Consider the following 15,748-nt stretch of genomic DNA (forward strand, 5'->3'; position numbering starts at 1 on the left):
CTGAATGCGCTTTACGCTTCTGATCCCCGCAATCGGGCTTGTGGCCGCCTGCAACACGGTGGCCCCGGTCCAGGGTACAGGTTTCAATACGCCTCAATACCAGGCACAGCGCGAAGCTGAACTGGCGGGGCAGGGGTATACCGGAAACCCTTTGGTTGGCCCGGCTGAAGTGTCAGAACAGCAACTGGGCGCGCCCGGTACAATTCCGACAGGCGAAAACGCGGATATCGCCTCGGCAACAGCTGCCGCTTTGGCCAGCACATCGGGTCAGAGCACGGTCACTCAGGCCCCGCTTTCTGCGACCAGCAGCAACGCGATCTCCGATGAGCAGGATTTTGAGGTCGTATCCGGCCGCCGCACAATTGAATCCGACGCGGCGCTGATTCAGCAGAATCGCCAGACCTACGAGGTCGTCACGCCGACCGCTGTTCCGCAGCGCGGCACGGATGGGCAACCGAATATCGTGCAATATGCTCTGAGTACTTCGAACCCTGTTGGAACACAGATCTACAGCCGTGCCGGTTTCAACCTCGACGCCAAGGCTCAGCGCAACTGCGCCAAGTTCCCATCTCCTGACCAAGCTCAGATCGAGTTTCTGGCCAATGGCGGCCCGCAGCGGGATCGCAATGGGCTGGACCCTGATGGCGATGGCTACGCCTGCGGCTGGGATCCCAGTGCATTCCGCAGTGCCGTCAATAACTGACCAACTCACGCCGATCTGGCATCCATCACCCAACTTTGGGCCGCGCAGGGACGGGCTGACGCCGTCGCTGATCGTTCTGCATTACACGGCCATGGATAGCGCGCAGGATGCGCTGGACCGGCTATGCGACCCGATTCACGAAGTCTCGGCACATTACCTGATTGGCGGTGACGGAACGCTTTGGCAGATGGTTCGGGAAGAGGACCGCGCCTGGCACGCCGGGGCCGGAGAGTGGCATGGGCAGAATGACATCAACTCCCGCTCGATCGGCATCGAGCTGGACAACACCGGCACGCATCCGTTCTCCGAGCCACAAATGAACGTGCTGGAGTGGCTGCTGCGCCAGATCATGCACCGCTGGGACATTCATCCAAATGGCGTAATCGGGCATTCCGACATGGCCCCAGGCCGTAAATTTGATCCGGGCTCCCGCTTTGACTGGTTGCGGCTAGAACGCAACGCGCTGGCCGGGCGACGCGGAAACCGTGAGGGGCCTCGAGACGCTCCAGCGGATCAGTTCCGCGCTTTGGCAAAGGCCGCCGGATTCAGCGCCGATGTCGACGACGAAACCCTGTTGTCCGCTGTTCGCCTGCGTTATCGACCCTGGGGCAAAGGCCCGTTGCGCCCTGCCGATCTCGCGCCGTTGGGCAAACAAACCTAATCCGCGCTTCACCTGGCCAAAAATACCTCGGGGTTGAACTGGCCGCAGGCCAAGAAGGGGTTGGCCTCTTCGCCCCCTCATCGACCCTTGACGCCGCCGGGCCCAAAGCATACGCACCCAAATGCGCGGAGGGCCGGATGGCCGCTGGGGCGAAAGCCCGAGAGGAAAGTCCGGACTCCACAAGACAACGGTGCCGGGTAACGCCCGGGCGGGGCAACCCGACGGAAAGCGCCACAGAAATCAGACCGCCACATGCGTGTGGTAAGGGTGAAACGGTGGGGTAAGAGCCCACCGCGTCTCTGGCAACAGGGACGGCACGGCAAGCCCCACCGGGAGCAATGCCAAATAGGGTCCCCGCGCGGGCAGGTCGGCGTCAGCCGATACCACCGCTAAGCGCGTCTTGGCCGAGAGGGACCGGGTTGGCAGCTTGAGCCGTGCAGCAATGCGCGGCCTAGAGGAATGGTCATCGAAGGGGGCAACCCCGGAACAAGATCCGGCTTACAGGCCCTCCGCGCGTATCTCTCGATCAGTTGCCCGGCGGCGTGTAGGCACCAGTCAGTTTCGCGGCTTTTTTGGTGACGGCGACAAAATCTTTCGCCGTCCAGGCACGCACCGTTTCAATCTTTGAAACAGCGCCGGACGCGGCAACGGCCATGCCAATTGCAACTGCATCAGTCCCATCCGGGGCCTCGCTTATGACCACAACGTCATTGTCCCCGGTGGTCATGTAAAACGCCAGCAGCTTGCCGCCGACCTTTTTCAACAGCTGCTTTACAGGTGCCGTGCGATCTGCGGGTTTCTTCAACATTCCTTTGATGCCTTCCTGCGAATAGGACGCGTATGTGATGAAAACAGGCATTATCTTTCCTCCTTGGATCAATGCTTTTGGAACGATGAAATTGGCCGGCTCCACGACCTGTAATTTTGCTCAGAACCCAGTCAGAACTGCGTCCAGAGCGAACCACAAACCCGCTGCGATCAGCACTATTCCCGTCAGTGCGGGCAGCCAGCGCGCACCGGGCAGTAGCTTTTCCAGCGCCACGTACACGGCAATACCGGCGATCCAGTACAGGTTCATGATCCCGCCCACGAACAGCAGCGCCATCAATGCCCAGCAGCAGCCCAGGCAGTACAACCCGTGATGGGCTCCGGTCCGGAACGCGCCATAGGCTCCGGGCCGGTGGTGATCTGCGATGAACCGGGCAGGGCTCTGGCAGTGCTTCAGGCACGCGGCTTTGAGGTCAGACAACTGATAGGCCCCGGCGGCAATCAGCACGCACCCGGCAAAGGCCTTGGACCGGATTGTCATCATTGGACCATCTGAAAGCCCGACGTTTTCCAACCCCCACTGCAAGCCGGTTGCAACAAGGCTGAAAAATGCCCAAGCGATCAGATAACCCGCTAAGAAACAAAAGCTGAAGCGCGCTGCCATTGCACGCTCGCGCCCGACCTTCTTTATCGCCGAGTACAGTAGAACCGTCGGGGCAGCGCTGGGCGTCATCATCGCGATCATCATGACCCACCACATGAGAAAGATCAGGATCGCGTATTGCAGATCCCAAACGGGTGGACCGCCCATTAGCATGGGCTCTCCGATCGGACCTGCCATCCTGGTCATCTCGGCCGCTGTCATTTTCATGCCGATCCCGGCGATGGTGTACCATGCCGAGGCCAGAACGATCAGGAACACGCCGCCAAGTACAATGGCCCGGTCATGTCGCATCAGCCGCTCGACCGTCCCTGTGCGGGGCGGAGTGGGGTACGATGTCATGATGTGCCTCGGATCAGGCGCCCAGGACACCATGGCCCGAGATGTTCAGATGGGCCAGATGCGCATGGGTCGCGTCGAAGGTCAGGCTGATTTCACCGCCATGTGTTTTGGCTGAGCCAGAGGCGGCCTCGGCATGACGGTACTCGAACCCGTTCGGCAGTTGAATCGAAGCCCTGTGCGCCGCGCCGGACACGATATGCGGAATCGGGCTGACCTCGACGTCGAATATCCCCATTACCTTGGCAAAACCCGTGCGCTCGTCGCGATCCCAGTTCAGCTCAATCGGAACGTAAAGCGTTTCGTGTTTGGTCGGCGCCATTGCGCTGTAGACGTACCACATCGTTGCCATCTCATCGGTATCTTCGCCCGTCATGATGGCCTGAAGTGCCGCGCGCTGATCTGCGCTGGCGCTTTCGTCGATGATCAGTTGCATCTGGCCTTTGCCCTCATGGATCGGACCCGGCCAGTAGTATACTCCCGCAGCTCGCACTCCGGCCAGATCGGTGTCTCCGTAGTGGCCGCTTTCGATGTCGAACACGACGACGGCTTCGCAATTGCCGTGTGTTGGAAGTACGCTGAACTGGCACGGGCAACCAAAGTTGCAATTGCAATTGGCCAGCTCTTCGCCCTTGATGGTCCACTCTGTCATGATGCCCCCCAAAACAATATCAACCATGCAAACTCTGCTTTCGCAGTCGCTTGCCTGTTCATGGTGCCTCGATGACCGAGCCCGAAATTGGCTTCTTGGGATTTTTTGTAGGGCGGAAACTATCACAAATTCGAATTTCATACAAATTAGGTTCAGGCATGTGCGGGAATACGCCTGTTGTAAGATCATTGAAGCATGCTGACGCCGCGACCTGCCAAAATCGCCTAATTTAGATTAGCGCGCGAGGCGGGCTTTCGCGTGATCTGATTGGCCGCCCGTCGCGGCAGCGAATGATTACGTCACAGAAATCTGTTAAATTGCGGAAACGCATTTTGAAAACCGGGAGGATTATTATGAGTTTCATGAAAGCATTGGCCTCGGTCGCAGTTGGATTTGCCGCCGCAAAAGGCATTGAGAAATACAAACAAATGGGCGGAATGGCCGGGCTGCAGGACATGATGGAAGGCGCCGGAGGCGGCTTTGGCATGGATCAGCTTGGCAAGATGGCGGAACAGTTCGGCATGCCAGGCGGCGCAGCAGGACTGCAGGAAATGATCGGAAAACTCGGCATGGCGAACCCGGCCGGAGCCGCTGGTCTTGGTGGATTGCTGAATGCCATGCAGGGCGCGGCAAAGACCGGCAGCCAGCAAACCGTGGATATGATGGAAACAGTGTTCAAGGGCACTCCGGGTGGTGCCGTGATGGAGGAGCAGGCCAAGCTGATGCTGCGCGCAATGATCCAGGCGGCCAAGGCGGACGGAGAGCTGGATGAACATGAAAAGGAAACCATTCTCGGCGAGTTGGGCGACGATATCAGCGATGAGGAACGCGCGTTTGTTCAGGACCAACTGAATGCCCCGATCGATGTGATCGGGCTGGCTGCCGATTCCGGTGCGCCGCTGAAAACGCAAGTTTACGCGACATCATTGGCAGCGATTCGTCTGGATAACCAGCGGGAGGCATCTTACCTGAGGCAACTGGCTACTGCGTTGGGTCTATCGGACGCCGAACGCGACCAGATACACGCGTATATGGGCGCGCCAACCCTGTAGGCCCAAGTCTGTTCCCATAACAGTCACCCATGTGCCCGATAGCCCTTGACACGGGGCGTGCAAGGCGTAAAAGCGCACGCTCATAGGAATTCAACCGAAAGGCCCCTGCCTTTCCGGACGCAGGAGATAACCATGGCGAAGCCGACGACAATCAAGATCCGTCTGAACTCGACCGCGGGCACGGGCCACTTCTACGTGACCAAAAAGAACGCTCGCACAATGACCGAGAAAATGACCGTTCGTAAATACGACCCGGTCGTTCGTAAGCATGTCGAGTACAAGGAAGGCAAGATTAAGTAATCTGCCGTCCATCACGGACAAGTTCAAAAGGGTTCCGCAACAGCGGAACCCTTTTTTTGTTTCACTTGAGGCCGCTGCCAGGTGGCGCCCTGGTTGTTCCCGAAAACTTGGCCGTTGCAGTGGCGCATCAGCGCCTTTGCTATTCGTCCGGGCGGCGGGTTGCTTTTTAGAGCACCTTGACCATACGCTTCAGCAAACCGTCCCAAAATGTTGGTCGCCATGAAAAAAATCTTGTTATCCACAATAACCGTGCTCGCCCTTGCGGCCTGTGAGGACCCCTATAACCGCTCTGGTGTGGGGTTTACCGGCATTGATGGTGAGCCGCGAACTGTCTCGGACGTTCCGGGCGCGGTCGCGTTTGTGCCACAGACTACAAACATCCCGGCAGAGCTTGCCGTTCTGCCCGCTGTAAATGTGGCCACAGAAGAAACCGAGCCGCAGAAAGTTGCGCGGGTCGCGATCGACAATGGCGGGCAGACCGACACCAATGCCGTCGTCCTGAGCGGCTCGGATGTAAACCTGTACCTCAGCACCGTCAAAGTGAATGGTACTTTGTTCGGCGTGCTTCGGACGGCAAACAATAGCACTCGCGTGGACAACAATATCGGCGCGGCCTTCGGCCAAAACGCCGAGCAGTTCACCGGGTGTTTGCCAGCTGGTGAAGTGTTTCGCAAAGGGACGTCGTCGCGCAGCTCGGGGTTTTCCGTGGCTTTGAACTGTAGCTGATCAAGCCAACGGATACCGTATCCAAAAGCCTTCACCACGCTGGTGAAGGCTTTTTCATTTCCTGTGATGCGAGCCAACAAAAAAGGCGGGCCGATGTGACCCGCCTTCTGTTTCGAACAAAGATTTGCCGTTATTCCCGGTTGCCGAACAGCTGCAGCAGGAACATGAACATGTTGATGAAGTCCAGATACAGGCTCAGTGCGCCCATGATCGCGGCTTTACCCAGCCATTCCTGATCGCCCGAATGGGCCATTTGCAGGTAGGTGGTTTTGATGTTCTGCGTGTCATACGCGGTCAGACCAGCAAAGATCAGCACGCCGATGACCGAGATGGCAAAGGCGACAGCCGAAGAAGCCAGAAAGATGTTCACAATCGAGGCTACGATCAGGCCGATCACGCCCATGATCAGGAACGTGCCCATTGCGGACAAGTCTTTCTTTGTCGTGTAGCCGTACAGCGACAAGCCTGCAAAGGCGATTGCTGTAATCAGGAACACCTGAATGATCGACTGCCCGGTGAAGACCAGGAAGATCCAGCTGATCGAAACGCCCATAACCGCGGCGAACAGGTAGAACACAGTCTGTGCGCCAGCTGCGGACAGGCGGTTAATCCCGGCGCTGAAGCCAAAAACAAAGGCCAGCGGCGCGAACATGATCACCCACTTCAGGGGCGAAGCAAACAGGGTGTACCCGAACGAAGTCAGATATTTGCTTTCGCTGATTTGCGCGGCTGCCGCCGACGGATCGGTTGTGGTCGCCAGACCGGAAATCGCCCAGGCCGCAGCAAACGTGATCAGCATGCCTACGGACATCGTTCCGTAGACTTTGTTCATGTGGGCGCGCAGGCCCTCGTCAATCTGGGCAGCGCGCGCGCCGGTCGCCGTCCGGATCGTGTCAAATTGTGCCATTAAGGGTCTCCCTTCGCATAGTTCTTGTCGTGGCCCCGATACAGGCCCCGTTCCCCGCAAATATCGGCAAGTGCGGGCTGCGTTTCAAGGGTTTAACGCCGGAAACTGGCTAAAACACGCAACAAAAATGGCAGCCCGGTGATCCGGACTGCCTTTCATCGTAAAAAGATGCAAGCAGGCGTTACTTTTGCCAGAATTCCGGCGCGTCCCAGACAAAACGCGCGGCCTCGGCTTCGGCCTGTTCACGGGTGATCCCGATGTCTTCCAGGGCGCGATCATCCAGCCTTGCAAGCGTGTGGCGCTGACGCTGAAGGGCCAGCACGCCCCAAAGCGAGGACAACGAAAAGCGACGCTGGGGCTTGCAGTGTTGTTTGAGTGCAATTTGGGTCATATCTATTGTCCTTTCATAGAATTTCGATGGTTTGCTTTAGTTCCATCAACTTCCTTGATTTATATGGCGCAGTATGTCACATTTTGAAAATGAATATTTATGAAGTGATACATAAGGATCTGTGAACATGCGAAATCTGGATATCACCACGCTCCGTTCATTCGTTGCCGTTGCGGATCAAGGCGGTGTGACGCGGGCCGCTGGGTTTCTGCATCTGACGCAGTCCGCCGTTTCAATGCAGCTGAAGCGACTGGAGGAGCTTCTGGGTTTGGAGCTGTTGGACCGCACTGGCCGCACAATTGCCCTGACAGCTTCTGGTGAACAACTGCTGGCCTACGCCCGGCGCATGATCGCCTTGAATGATGAAGTGATTTCCAAGCTCACGGACCAGGCTTACGAAGGTGAGGTCGTTCTGGGTGTTCCTCATGACATTGTCTACCCGGCTATTCCCCGGGTTCTGCAACGGTTCAACGCGGAATTCCCGCGGGTCCGTGTGCAATTGGTGTCGTCCTATTCGCTACAGCTGAAAGAGATGTTCAATCGCGGCGAGTGCGATCTGATTTTAACGACTGAGGCTTCGACGGGGGACGGTTCTGAAACCGTGGCCGAGTTGCCGTTGCGCTGGATTGGTGCTCCGGGTGGGACGGCGTGGCGCAAGCGTCCGATCCCTCTGGCTGTTGGTCGGCGGTGTGTGTTTCGGCCTCAGATGATTTCGGCCTTGGACGCGGCAGGCATCCCGTGGGAGCTGTCGGTCGAAACGGAGAACGACCGCACCATTGAGGCTACCGTCAGCGCTGACCTGGCAATTCACGCCATGTTGGACGGGACCGAAGCGGCACATCTTGAACAGATCGACGCAGCAGGGGCGTTACCCGATCTGCCAGCGCACATGATCAACCTGTATGGCGGCGAGGCCGGACGCGGTGCTGTTGTCGAGGCACTGGCCGCCTTGGTTCGTCAGAATTTCCGAATGCTGGGCAGCGCGCCGTTGAAGGCTGTTGTGGGGTAAGAGCCTGTCAGGGCATCACCACGACTTTGCCAGTAGCAACCCGGTCGCGCAGCAGGTGCATGCCCTTTTCAACTTCGTCCAATGGAAGCACATGGCTGATATGCGGCTTGATCCGACCTTCGGCGAGCCAGCCAAACAGAGTGTCAAAACTGTCGTGAACGATCTGGGGCCGAAACTTCAGGTAGCCGCCGATGTAGAACCCAATCACCGTCAGGTTTTTCACCAGCAGATGATTCGCCGGGATTTGCGGAACGTCCCCGCCTGCAAATCCAATTGGCAGCAGCCGCCCTTCCGGGTTGGTTGCCCGGAACGCAGCTTTGAACACATCCCCGCCGATTGCGTCATAGACGACATCCGCGCCGCCCAGTTCCTTAACGCGCGCGCGCAAGTCTTCGGACGCGTCAATCAAATGATCCGCACCTGCCGCGCGGGCGACATCCAGTTTGTCCTGGCCCCTTGCATGGGCGATCACGGTAGCGCCCATCAGCTTGCCGATCTCGACAGCTGTCAACCCGACGCCGCCTGCAGCCCCAGTTACCAACAGGGTTTCGCCCGGTTGGAGGCGGGCTCGATGGTCCAGTGCGATGTGACTGGTGCCATAGGCAATCTGGATCGCCGCTGCGTCTTCAAAGCCGATCCCATCGGGCAGGGGGATCGCTCGGTCCGCATCAAAGACGCCATACTCGGCCAGGCCACCCTGACCGGAATATACAGCCACGCGATCTCCGAGGCTGAGGTGTGCGACGCCGGGGCCCAGCTTGTCGACAACACCGGCGATTTCCAATCCAAGCGTGAACGGAGCGGTCGGTGTGTCTTGATAGGTCCCTTTCTGCATCAGCAAGTCGGCAAAGTTCAGTCCGCACGCCTTGATCGCGACGCGGACCTGCCCTGAGCCGGGCTCGGGCAGGGCGACTTCACTCAGTCGGGCTGCAGCGCCTTCGGTTGGAATGGAGTATGCCAGCATGATCGCGCTCCGTGCTTATTTCGGGGCATAGATTAGTTTCAACTGCGGATTGTCAATCAATTCCCGGCGGGGTTGGTTGTATGGTGCGCTATAGGTTGTTGGTGCACACCAAAACGTTGGGTCGAAATCGCACAACCATAAATCTTTGTCGCCGGAAACCGATTCAACCTTCTTGAAAAAATACCCAAATGAGGCAATATTGCGCTATGGTGCTGTTTTGGGGGCATGATCCAAATTAGGGAGTGGTTAAGCGCGACTCGCTAGTGTTGCGATGACAAAGATCACGCGCCCTTGGTAGTTGTGTGTAGTAGAGGAGAATACCAATGACCCATCACGTCGATGTCCATGTGGGCAAGCGCGTCCGACATCGCCGCTGGCTGATTGGCATGACCCAGCAACAGTTGGCTCAGCAAGTTGGTATTAAGTTTCAACAAATTCAAAAGTATGAAACGGGTGCCAACCGGATCAGCGCGTCTCGCCTGTGGGATATTGCTGAGGCATTGGACGTCCCCGTCAGCTTTTTCTTCGAAGGTCTGGAAGAGGCCGAAAAAGAAAGCACTGGCAAAAAATCGGTTCCTGCCGATCTGATGGGGGACAAGGAAGCTCTGGACCTTGTGCGGTCCTATTATGCGATTCCCGAAAACCAGCGCCGCCGCCTGTTCGAACTGGCTCGGGTTCTCAGCGACGTAGCTTAAATTCGCGGGTTGACTCTGCAATGCGCGCGCCGCACGGGTAACGCATGCAAGAGACACCGTTAAGCGATCTGGAAGTAGCCGAAGAAATGGCCGACGCGGCACGCGTGGCCATTCTTCCGTTTTTCCGACAAACCAATCTTCAGACCTCGAATAAACTGGATGACGGGTTCGACCCTGTCACCATCGCCGACCGCGACGCCGAAAAGGCAATGCGCGAGGTTCTGGCGCGCCATCGGCCCAACGACGGCATTTTTGGCGAAGAGTTCGGCCGTGACAAAGGCACCAGCGGCCGCACCTGGGTGCTTGATCCCATTGACGGCACCCGAGGGTTCATCAGCGGAACACCCACCTGGGGTGTGCTAATTGCCCTTAGTACTTCTGACGGCCCGATCATGGGTGTGATCGATCAGCCCTATATCGGCGAGCGGTTTGTAGGCTCGGCGGATATCGCGCAAGTCACCGGGCCGACGGGAAAGGCGGCTTTGCAAACACGCTCAACGTCTGCTTTGGATCAGTCAATCGTCTTCACCACCTTCCCTGAGGTCGGTACACCCGAAGAACGTTCGGGGTTTGAGGCCGTGGCCCGTCAAGCAAAACTGACCCGTTATGGAATGGATTGCTATGCCTATGCGCTGGTTGCGGCGGGGCAGGTTGACCTGGTCATCGAATCCGGCCTGAACGCCTATGATATCCAAGCCCCAATCGCCGTTATCGAGGCGGCAGGTGGCGTCGTGACAGACTGGCAGGGCGGTCCGGCCCACAATGGCGGACGTGCTCTGGCCGCCGCAAACCCGGACCTGCACGCAGCCGCTTTGGAAATCCTGCGCAACTACTGATATTGGTTGCCGCATATAGATCGGTCGGGTAAGTTTTGCCCGGCTGGTTCTTGTGCCCGTTTTCCGCCAGCCGTTGCACTCCATGCATGAAACGGGCTGATGCAGGAGGGCGAAATGACCGAAATCCTTATCAAAAACGCGGATACCATTCTGACGATGGATGACGCGCGGCAGGAGCTGTCGGGCGCTGATATTCTGATCCGAGGCGGGCAGATCAAACGGATAGGTCACAATCTGAAGGCGACCGGAGAAGTCCACGACGCCTCGGGTTGCGTTGTGACGCCGGGGCTGGTGAACACGCACCACCATCTGTACCAGTCGCTGACGCGGGCGGTTCCAGGCGGACAGGATGCGCTGCTGTTCGGATGGTTGCAGACGTTGTACCCGATCTGGTCGCGCTTTGGCCCGGAAGAGATGTTCGTGTCGGCTCAGATCGGTCTGGCTGAACTGGCGCTTTCCGGCTGCACGCTCAGTTCCGACCACCTGTACCTGTACCCGAACGGCGCGCGTCTGGATGACACGATTGCCGCCGCGGCCGAGATTGGCATGCGGTTCCACCCGACGCGCGGTGCGATGAGCATCGGTGAAAGCGATGGAGGTTTGCCGCCAGATGCGCTGGTCGAGGTCGAAGATGCGATCCTTGACGACATGACCCGTGTGGTCGACACGTTTCACGATCCCTCCGAGGGATCAATGTGCCGGGTTGGGTTGGCCCCCTGTTCCCCGTTTTCCGTCAGCCGCGATCTGATGCGCGACACAGCGATTCTGGCGCGCGACAAGGGTGTGATGCTGCACACTCACCTGGCTGAAAACGATGAAGACATAGCCTATTCTCAGGCGCAATTCGGGTGTCGCCCCGGTCAATATGCCGAGGACTTGGGTTGGACCGGATCAGATGTCTGGCATGCCCATTGCGTCAAGCTGGACGGGGCCGAGATCGATTTGTTTGCCAGAACCCGCACAGGTGTTGCCCACTGCCCATGTTCCAACTGCCGATTGGGGTCAGGTATCGCGCCCGTTCGAGCCATGCGCGATCAGGGCGTTCCAGTCGGGTTGGGTGTCGATGGATCGGCCAGCAATGACTCTGGCAATCTGATCCTTGAAGCGCGTCAGTCCATGCTGCTTCAGCGTGTCGCCAATGGTGGGGATGCTATGTCTTCCCGAGAAGCGCTTGAGATCGCGACGCGCGGCGGGGCGGATGTCTTGAACCGCCCCGATTGCGGTCGGCTAGAGCCGGGAAAGCGTGCCGACATCGCTATTTGGGACACACGCTGCATCGAAAGCGCGGGCAGTTGGGACCCGGCAGCTTTGCTGCTGGCCGGCCCGATGAAGGTGAAACACCTTTTTGTTGAGGGGCGCCAAATCGTGCGGGATGGGCATGTCTCAACGCTGGACATGCCCCGCGTGATCGAACGGCAGAACCAACTGGCCCGCGCGTTGCAGGTCTAGGTGGTCACGCGACGACCGGCGATCCACACTTCGGCAATCGCGCGGTCGTCGCCCATCATGATGGTTGGGAATATTGCCTCCCACAGGTCATCGGCGCAGGCTTCACGCTGAGCGATGGCTGGGGTAGAGGCGAGGTCGAGAACGATCAGATCTGCCTCCATCCCAGGTGCCAAGTTGCCGATGCTATCGTCCATCCGCAACGTACGTGCTGAACCAACGGTGCCCAGCCAAAGCAGTTGAGCCGCGTGCAGAGGTGTTCCGCGCAATTGCCCGATCTCATAAGCCGCCGCCATCGTCCGCAGCATCGAGAAGTTGGAGCCGCCACCAGTATCCGTCGCCAGACCCACCCGATGCCCGTCGCACATTAGCCCGGCCATGTCGAATAGACCGGAACCGATGAAGGTGTTTGAGGTCGGGCAGTGGATCAGAGAGGCGTCGACCTCGCGCAACCGGTCGCGTTCGCGCGCTTCAAGGTGGATGGCATGGCCATACAAGCCATTTGTACCCAGCAGGCCGAATTTCTCATAGGTGTCCAGATAGTCCCGCGCGTCGGGGAATAACTCGCGGACCCAGGCGATTTCGTCCGTCTGCTCGCTGAGGTGCGTTTGCATCAGGCAGTGCGGGTATTCGGCCCATAGGGCGCCCATCGCTTCCAGTTGCTCGGGCGTTGAGGTGGGTGAAAACCGCGGAGTGATCGCGTAGGAAATCCGATCCACACCATGCCATTTTTCCAGCAGAGCCTGCGATTGGTCATAGGCCGTCTGCGCAGTATCCTGCAGCCCTTCGGGCGCGTTGCGGTCCATACAGGTTTTACCTGCGACCACACGCTGACCGCGTTTTTGGGCAGCGGTGAAGAAGGCGTCGACGCTTTCGGGGTGGATGGTGCAGAAACTGCTCATCGTTGTCGTGCCTTGCGCCGTCGTCAGGTTGAGATATCGGTTGGCGATCTCACTGGCATAATCGATGTTCCCGAACTTCATTTCCTCGGGGAACGTGTAGGTATTCAGCCAGTCGATCAGGCGCTTGCCCCAGCTGGCAATCATGGCGGTCTGGGGATAGTGCACATGCGCGTCCACGAAACCGGCCATGATCACATGCTGGCCATGGTCGACAACTTTGGCGTTCGGGTTCGCGGCAACCAGACTGTCTGCATCTGCAACGGCAGCGATGCGCCCGTCTTCAATCAGCACCGCTTCGCTGATCGTTACCGCCTCGGTCGGCTCACCTTCGAATGGTGATCCGTTGAAGCTCAGGACACGCCCTTTCAGTAGCGTTTTTTGCGCCATTTCCATTCATCTCCGCCTGTATGGGACTGCGAAACAGCATAAGGGGACGAAACTTGTCGGTAAATCGGCGCATTGTCATTGTTTTCCGGTAGCTGCTTCTTCTAATTAGGGGTCAATGCGCGAACAGACGGGGGCAACATGACGACAGGCTTTGATGAACCCGTGACCGAGACAGCCAGCGAAGAAGACGCCTATGCGCTGGATCGCCGAACCGTTGCCGCGATCCTTTATGCGGTTGATGTGGATGATCGCGACAAGCTGATCGAACTGATGGAACCGCTGCATCCGGCGGATATCGCTGACCTACTTGAACAGATTAATCCCTATGACCGCGGGCGCTTGATCCGTCTTTACGACAAGGAATTCGACGGCGATATCCTGTCCGAACTGGATGAAGCTGTCCGGGAAGAGGTCATCAGAGTCCTGCGCCCCGACGTTCTGGCCGACGCCGTGCGGGACATGGAAAGCGACGACGTCGTCGACCTTCTGGAGGACCTGGAAGAGCCCCAGAAAGAGGCCATTCTTGGTGCGCTGGAAGATTCCGAGCGGATTGCGGCGGAACAGGCGCTGTCTTATCCGGAAAACTCGGCCGGCCGCCTCATGCAGCGCGAAGTTGTTTTGGCGCCCGAGCACTGGACAGTAGGACAGGCCATCGACTTTATGCGCGCCAATGATGATCTGCCCGAGCAGTTCTATCACGTTGTTCTGGTCGATCCTCGCCTAAAACCAGTGGCGCAGGTCACGTTGGGCAAGCTGATGGCCACCCGGCGGGACGTACCGCTACAAGATATCGCCGAAGAGGAATTTCACACCATTCCTGTCGATCAGGACGAAGAGGATGTTGCCTATGCCTTTAACCAGTACCACCTGATTTCCGCTCCGGTCGTTGATGGGGACGGGCGGCTTGTGGGTGTCATCACCATCGACGACGCTATGGTGGTTCTGGATGAAGAACACGAAGAAGACATTCTGCGCCTGGCCGGTGTGGGTGAGGAAAGCTCGTTGTCCGACAGTGTTGCCGCCACCAGTAGGCGCCGTCTGCCATGGCTTGCGGTGAACCTGTGTACGGCGATCTGTGCTTCGTTGGTGATTTCCCAGTTCGAGGCGGCAATTGATCAGCTGGTAGCGCTGGCCATCCTGATGCCTATCGTCGCGTCGATGGGTGGCAACGCGGGAACGCAGTCGCTGACGGTTGCGGTGCGCGCGCTGGCGACTCGCGACCTGACCAATGCGAACGTCATGCGTGTGATCCGGCGTGAATTGTTGGTCGGCATGCTGAACGGGCTGTGTTTTGCCATCGTTCTGGGGACGGTCGGTATGATGTGGTTCGATTCTCCCATGCTGGGTGTCGTGATCGGGTCTGCCTTGGTCGTGAATATGATCATCGCAGGCTTTGCAGGTACGGTAGTACCGGTCTTGCTGGACCGTTTGGGCGTTGACCCGGCGCTGGCGTCGGGGACTTTCGTGACCACCACAACGGATGTCATGGGGTTCTTCATCTTTCTTGGGCTTGCCAGCGTGGTGCTACTGTGACCGATCTGACTGAAATCAAAGCCGCTGCGCGCAAGGCAGCTTTTGCACGCCGCAAGGTGGCGTTCGACGCGCGTTTGCCGGGCGCGGCAGGGCGGTTGTCCGAAGTTTTGGCTGGCCATCGTGGCGTGCCAATGTCGGGCTACATGCCTATCCGAACCGAAATCGATCCGCTGCCTGCCATGGCCGAAGCCGCAGCCTATGGCCCGGTTGGCGTGCCGGTCATTCAGGCCGCTGGGCAGGCGTTGCGGTTTTCGCGCTGGACGCCCGAGGGCGTTTTGAAAGATGGCCCGTTCGGCGCAATGGTTCCCGAGATTGACGACTATTTCGATCCTGAGATTTTGATCGTGCCGCTGGTTGCCTTTGATGCGCATGGTGGAAGGCTGGGTTATGGGGGCGGTTTCTATGATCGCACCTTGGAAGGGTTGCGCGCCAAGCACCCGACGCTGGCCATCGGATTTGCTTTTGATGCGCAAGAGGCAGTGGGACTGCCTCTGGAGCACACAGATCAGCCGCTGGACATGGTCATTACGGAAAGCCGGATACTGACCTTCAAAGCCTAACCCATGTTTTCGGCGCGGAAATACTCCCATGCATCTTGCTTGGATCCGTCAGGCAAGGTGCAGATTCCGGTTTGGCCGTTCTCACCATCCTGAATCTCATACTGCCCGCCTTGCTCTACGCAGAAGGTCGCGGCCGGATTGGCCAGACCGACGGGCTGATCCGCAGTCTGATCAGTCTGATCGCAGGCCGCGAGGAAGGCCATAGCGGCCAAAAGAGTGTAGTAACGCGTCATTAAAGTCTCCAGTCCAATGCGTT

The 15,748-nt window shown here is 58.4% G+C and carries 20 protein-coding genes and 1 other RNA gene; 12 read left to right on the plus strand and 9 right to left on the minus strand.

The features are described from left to right. The first annotated feature begins 4 nt into the window (after window positions 1-4). The 3 genes from ACR0J0_RS06995 (at window position 5) to rnpB (ending at window position 1,881) form a co-directional block, all read left to right on the plus strand. A complete protein-coding gene (locus ACR0J0_RS06995; RefSeq protein ID WP_480662411.1) occupies window positions 5-703 on the plus strand; it encodes a hypothetical protein in 699 nt (232 codons plus the stop codon). After that, window positions 648-1,364 carry an N-acetylmuramoyl-L-alanine amidase gene (locus tag ACR0J0_RS07000; protein WP_480662876.1) on the plus strand — a complete coding sequence of 239 codons (717 nt, stop codon included), beginning with the start codon at window positions 648-650 and terminating at the stop codon, window positions 1,362-1,364. Before ACR0J0_RS06995 ends, ACR0J0_RS07000 begins: the two co-directional genes overlap by 56 nt. Window positions 1,365-1,489: 125 nt before the next feature. Continuing rightward, window positions 1,490-1,881: RNase P RNA component class A (gene rnpB, locus ACR0J0_RS07005), an RNA gene on the plus strand. 9 nt (window positions 1,882-1,890) lie between these two features. On the opposite strand, the gene ACR0J0_RS07010 is transcribed toward rnpB, so the two are convergent. The 3 genes from ACR0J0_RS07010 to ACR0J0_RS07020 form a co-directional block, all read right to left on the minus strand. Further along, the gene (locus tag ACR0J0_RS07010; RefSeq protein ID WP_480662413.1) at window positions 1,891-2,223 is read right to left on the minus strand and encodes a GYD domain-containing protein; all 333 of its coding nucleotides are present in this window, start codon (window positions 2,221-2,223) and stop codon (window positions 1,891-1,893) included. Between the two features lie 69 nt (window positions 2,224-2,292). Continuing rightward, complete coding sequence (locus tag ACR0J0_RS07015) at window positions 2,293-3,135, minus strand: DUF2182 domain-containing protein (protein ID WP_480662415.1); 843 nt, start codon at window positions 3,133-3,135, stop codon at window positions 2,293-2,295. A gap of 13 nt (window positions 3,136-3,148) precedes the next feature. Beyond that, window positions 3,149-3,811 carry a DUF1326 domain-containing protein gene (locus tag ACR0J0_RS07020; protein ID WP_480662417.1) on the minus strand — a complete coding sequence of 221 codons (663 nt, stop codon included), beginning with the start codon at window positions 3,809-3,811 and terminating at the stop codon, window positions 3,149-3,151. 326 nt (window positions 3,812-4,137) lie between these two features. Here ACR0J0_RS07020 and ACR0J0_RS07025 point away from each other — a divergent pair, with 326 nt between their 5' ends. After that, window positions 4,138-4,836, plus strand: a complete 699-nt coding sequence (locus ACR0J0_RS07025; RefSeq protein ID WP_480662419.1) for a DUF533 domain-containing protein — start codon at window positions 4,138-4,140, stop codon at window positions 4,834-4,836. A gap of 132 nt (window positions 4,837-4,968) precedes the next feature. After that, window positions 4,969-5,136, plus strand: a complete 168-nt coding sequence (gene rpmG, locus ACR0J0_RS07030; RefSeq protein WP_007799108.1) for a 50S ribosomal protein L33 — start codon at window positions 4,969-4,971, stop codon at window positions 5,134-5,136. 23 nt (window positions 5,137-5,159) lie between these two features. Here the strand turns inward: rpmG and ACR0J0_RS07035 are convergent, their stop codons facing one another. Then, on the minus strand, window positions 5,160-5,357 hold the full coding sequence (locus ACR0J0_RS07035; RefSeq protein ID WP_480662420.1) for a hypothetical protein: 198 nt from the start codon (window positions 5,355-5,357) through the stop codon (window positions 5,160-5,162). On the opposite strand from ACR0J0_RS07035, the gene ACR0J0_RS07040 reads away from it, so the two are divergent. Next, entirely contained in the window at window positions 5,356-5,862 is a 507-nt protein-coding gene (locus ACR0J0_RS07040) for a hypothetical protein (protein ID WP_480662422.1), read from the plus strand. The two genes, ACR0J0_RS07035 and ACR0J0_RS07040, sit on opposite strands and share 2 nt — an antisense overlap. A gap of 130 nt (window positions 5,863-5,992) precedes the next feature. Here ACR0J0_RS07040 and ACR0J0_RS07045 read toward each other — a convergent pair whose 3' ends face one another. Further along, entirely contained in the window at window positions 5,993-6,769 is a 777-nt protein-coding gene (locus ACR0J0_RS07045; RefSeq protein WP_170422898.1) for a Bax inhibitor-1/YccA family protein, read from the minus strand. Between the two features lie 181 nt (window positions 6,770-6,950). Further along, on the minus strand, window positions 6,951-7,160 hold the full coding sequence (locus ACR0J0_RS07050) for a DUF1127 domain-containing protein (RefSeq protein WP_480662424.1): 210 nt from the start codon (window positions 7,158-7,160) through the stop codon (window positions 6,951-6,953). A 127-nt stretch (window positions 7,161-7,287) separates the two neighbouring features. Between ACR0J0_RS07050 and ACR0J0_RS07055 the strand changes: the two genes are divergently transcribed. Next, window positions 7,288-8,169, plus strand: a complete 882-nt coding sequence (locus tag ACR0J0_RS07055; RefSeq protein WP_480662426.1) for a LysR family transcriptional regulator — start codon at window positions 7,288-7,290, stop codon at window positions 8,167-8,169. Window positions 8,170-8,176: 7 nt separating this feature from the next. Here the strand turns inward: ACR0J0_RS07055 and ACR0J0_RS07060 are convergent, their stop codons facing one another. After that, the gene (locus ACR0J0_RS07060) at window positions 8,177-9,133 is read right to left on the minus strand and encodes an NADPH:quinone oxidoreductase family protein (RefSeq protein ID WP_480662428.1); all 957 of its coding nucleotides are present in this window, start codon (window positions 9,131-9,133) and stop codon (window positions 8,177-8,179) included. A 323-nt stretch (window positions 9,134-9,456) separates the two neighbouring features. On the opposite strand from ACR0J0_RS07060, the gene ACR0J0_RS07065 reads away from it, so the two are divergent. The 3 genes from ACR0J0_RS07065 (at window position 9,457) to ACR0J0_RS07075 (ending at window position 12,113) form a co-directional block, all read left to right on the plus strand. Beyond that, window positions 9,457-9,828: a helix-turn-helix domain-containing protein gene (locus tag ACR0J0_RS07065; protein WP_239337245.1), complete on the plus strand. Its 372-nt coding sequence runs from the start codon at window positions 9,457-9,459 to the stop codon at window positions 9,826-9,828. Between the two features lie 44 nt (window positions 9,829-9,872). Further along, entirely contained in the window at window positions 9,873-10,664 is a 792-nt protein-coding gene (gene hisN / locus ACR0J0_RS07070) for a histidinol-phosphatase (protein WP_480662430.1), read from the plus strand. 114 nt (window positions 10,665-10,778) lie between these two features. Next, complete coding sequence (locus ACR0J0_RS07075) at window positions 10,779-12,113, plus strand: 8-oxoguanine deaminase (protein WP_480662432.1); 1,335 nt, start codon at window positions 10,779-10,781, stop codon at window positions 12,111-12,113. Here the strand turns inward: ACR0J0_RS07075 and guaD are convergent. Then, the gene (guaD, locus tag ACR0J0_RS07080) at window positions 12,110-13,399 is read right to left on the minus strand and encodes a guanine deaminase (RefSeq protein ID WP_480662878.1); all 1,290 of its coding nucleotides are present in this window, start codon (window positions 13,397-13,399) and stop codon (window positions 12,110-12,112) included. The two genes, ACR0J0_RS07075 and guaD, sit on opposite strands and share 4 nt — an antisense overlap. A gap of 138 nt (window positions 13,400-13,537) precedes the next feature. On the opposite strand from guaD, the gene mgtE reads away from it, so the two are divergent. Both mgtE and ACR0J0_RS07090 read left to right on the plus strand, forming a co-directional pair. Beyond that, entirely contained in the window at window positions 13,538-14,932 is a 1,395-nt protein-coding gene (mgtE, locus tag ACR0J0_RS07085) for a magnesium transporter (protein ID WP_480662434.1), read from the plus strand. After that, the gene (locus ACR0J0_RS07090; RefSeq protein ID WP_480662436.1) at window positions 14,929-15,492 is read left to right on the plus strand and encodes a 5-formyltetrahydrofolate cyclo-ligase; all 564 of its coding nucleotides are present in this window, start codon (window positions 14,929-14,931) and stop codon (window positions 15,490-15,492) included. The genes mgtE and ACR0J0_RS07090 overlap by 4 nt, the downstream gene beginning before the upstream one ends. Here ACR0J0_RS07090 and ACR0J0_RS07095 read toward each other — a convergent pair. After that, window positions 15,489-15,725 carry a putative hemolysin gene (locus tag ACR0J0_RS07095; protein WP_480662438.1) on the minus strand — a complete coding sequence of 79 codons (237 nt, stop codon included), beginning with the start codon at window positions 15,723-15,725 and terminating at the stop codon, window positions 15,489-15,491. The two genes, ACR0J0_RS07090 and ACR0J0_RS07095, sit on opposite strands and share 4 nt — an antisense overlap. Window positions 15,726-15,748: the final 23 nt, after the last annotated feature.

Source organism: Ruegeria sp. BF12 (genome assembly GCF_056538705.1).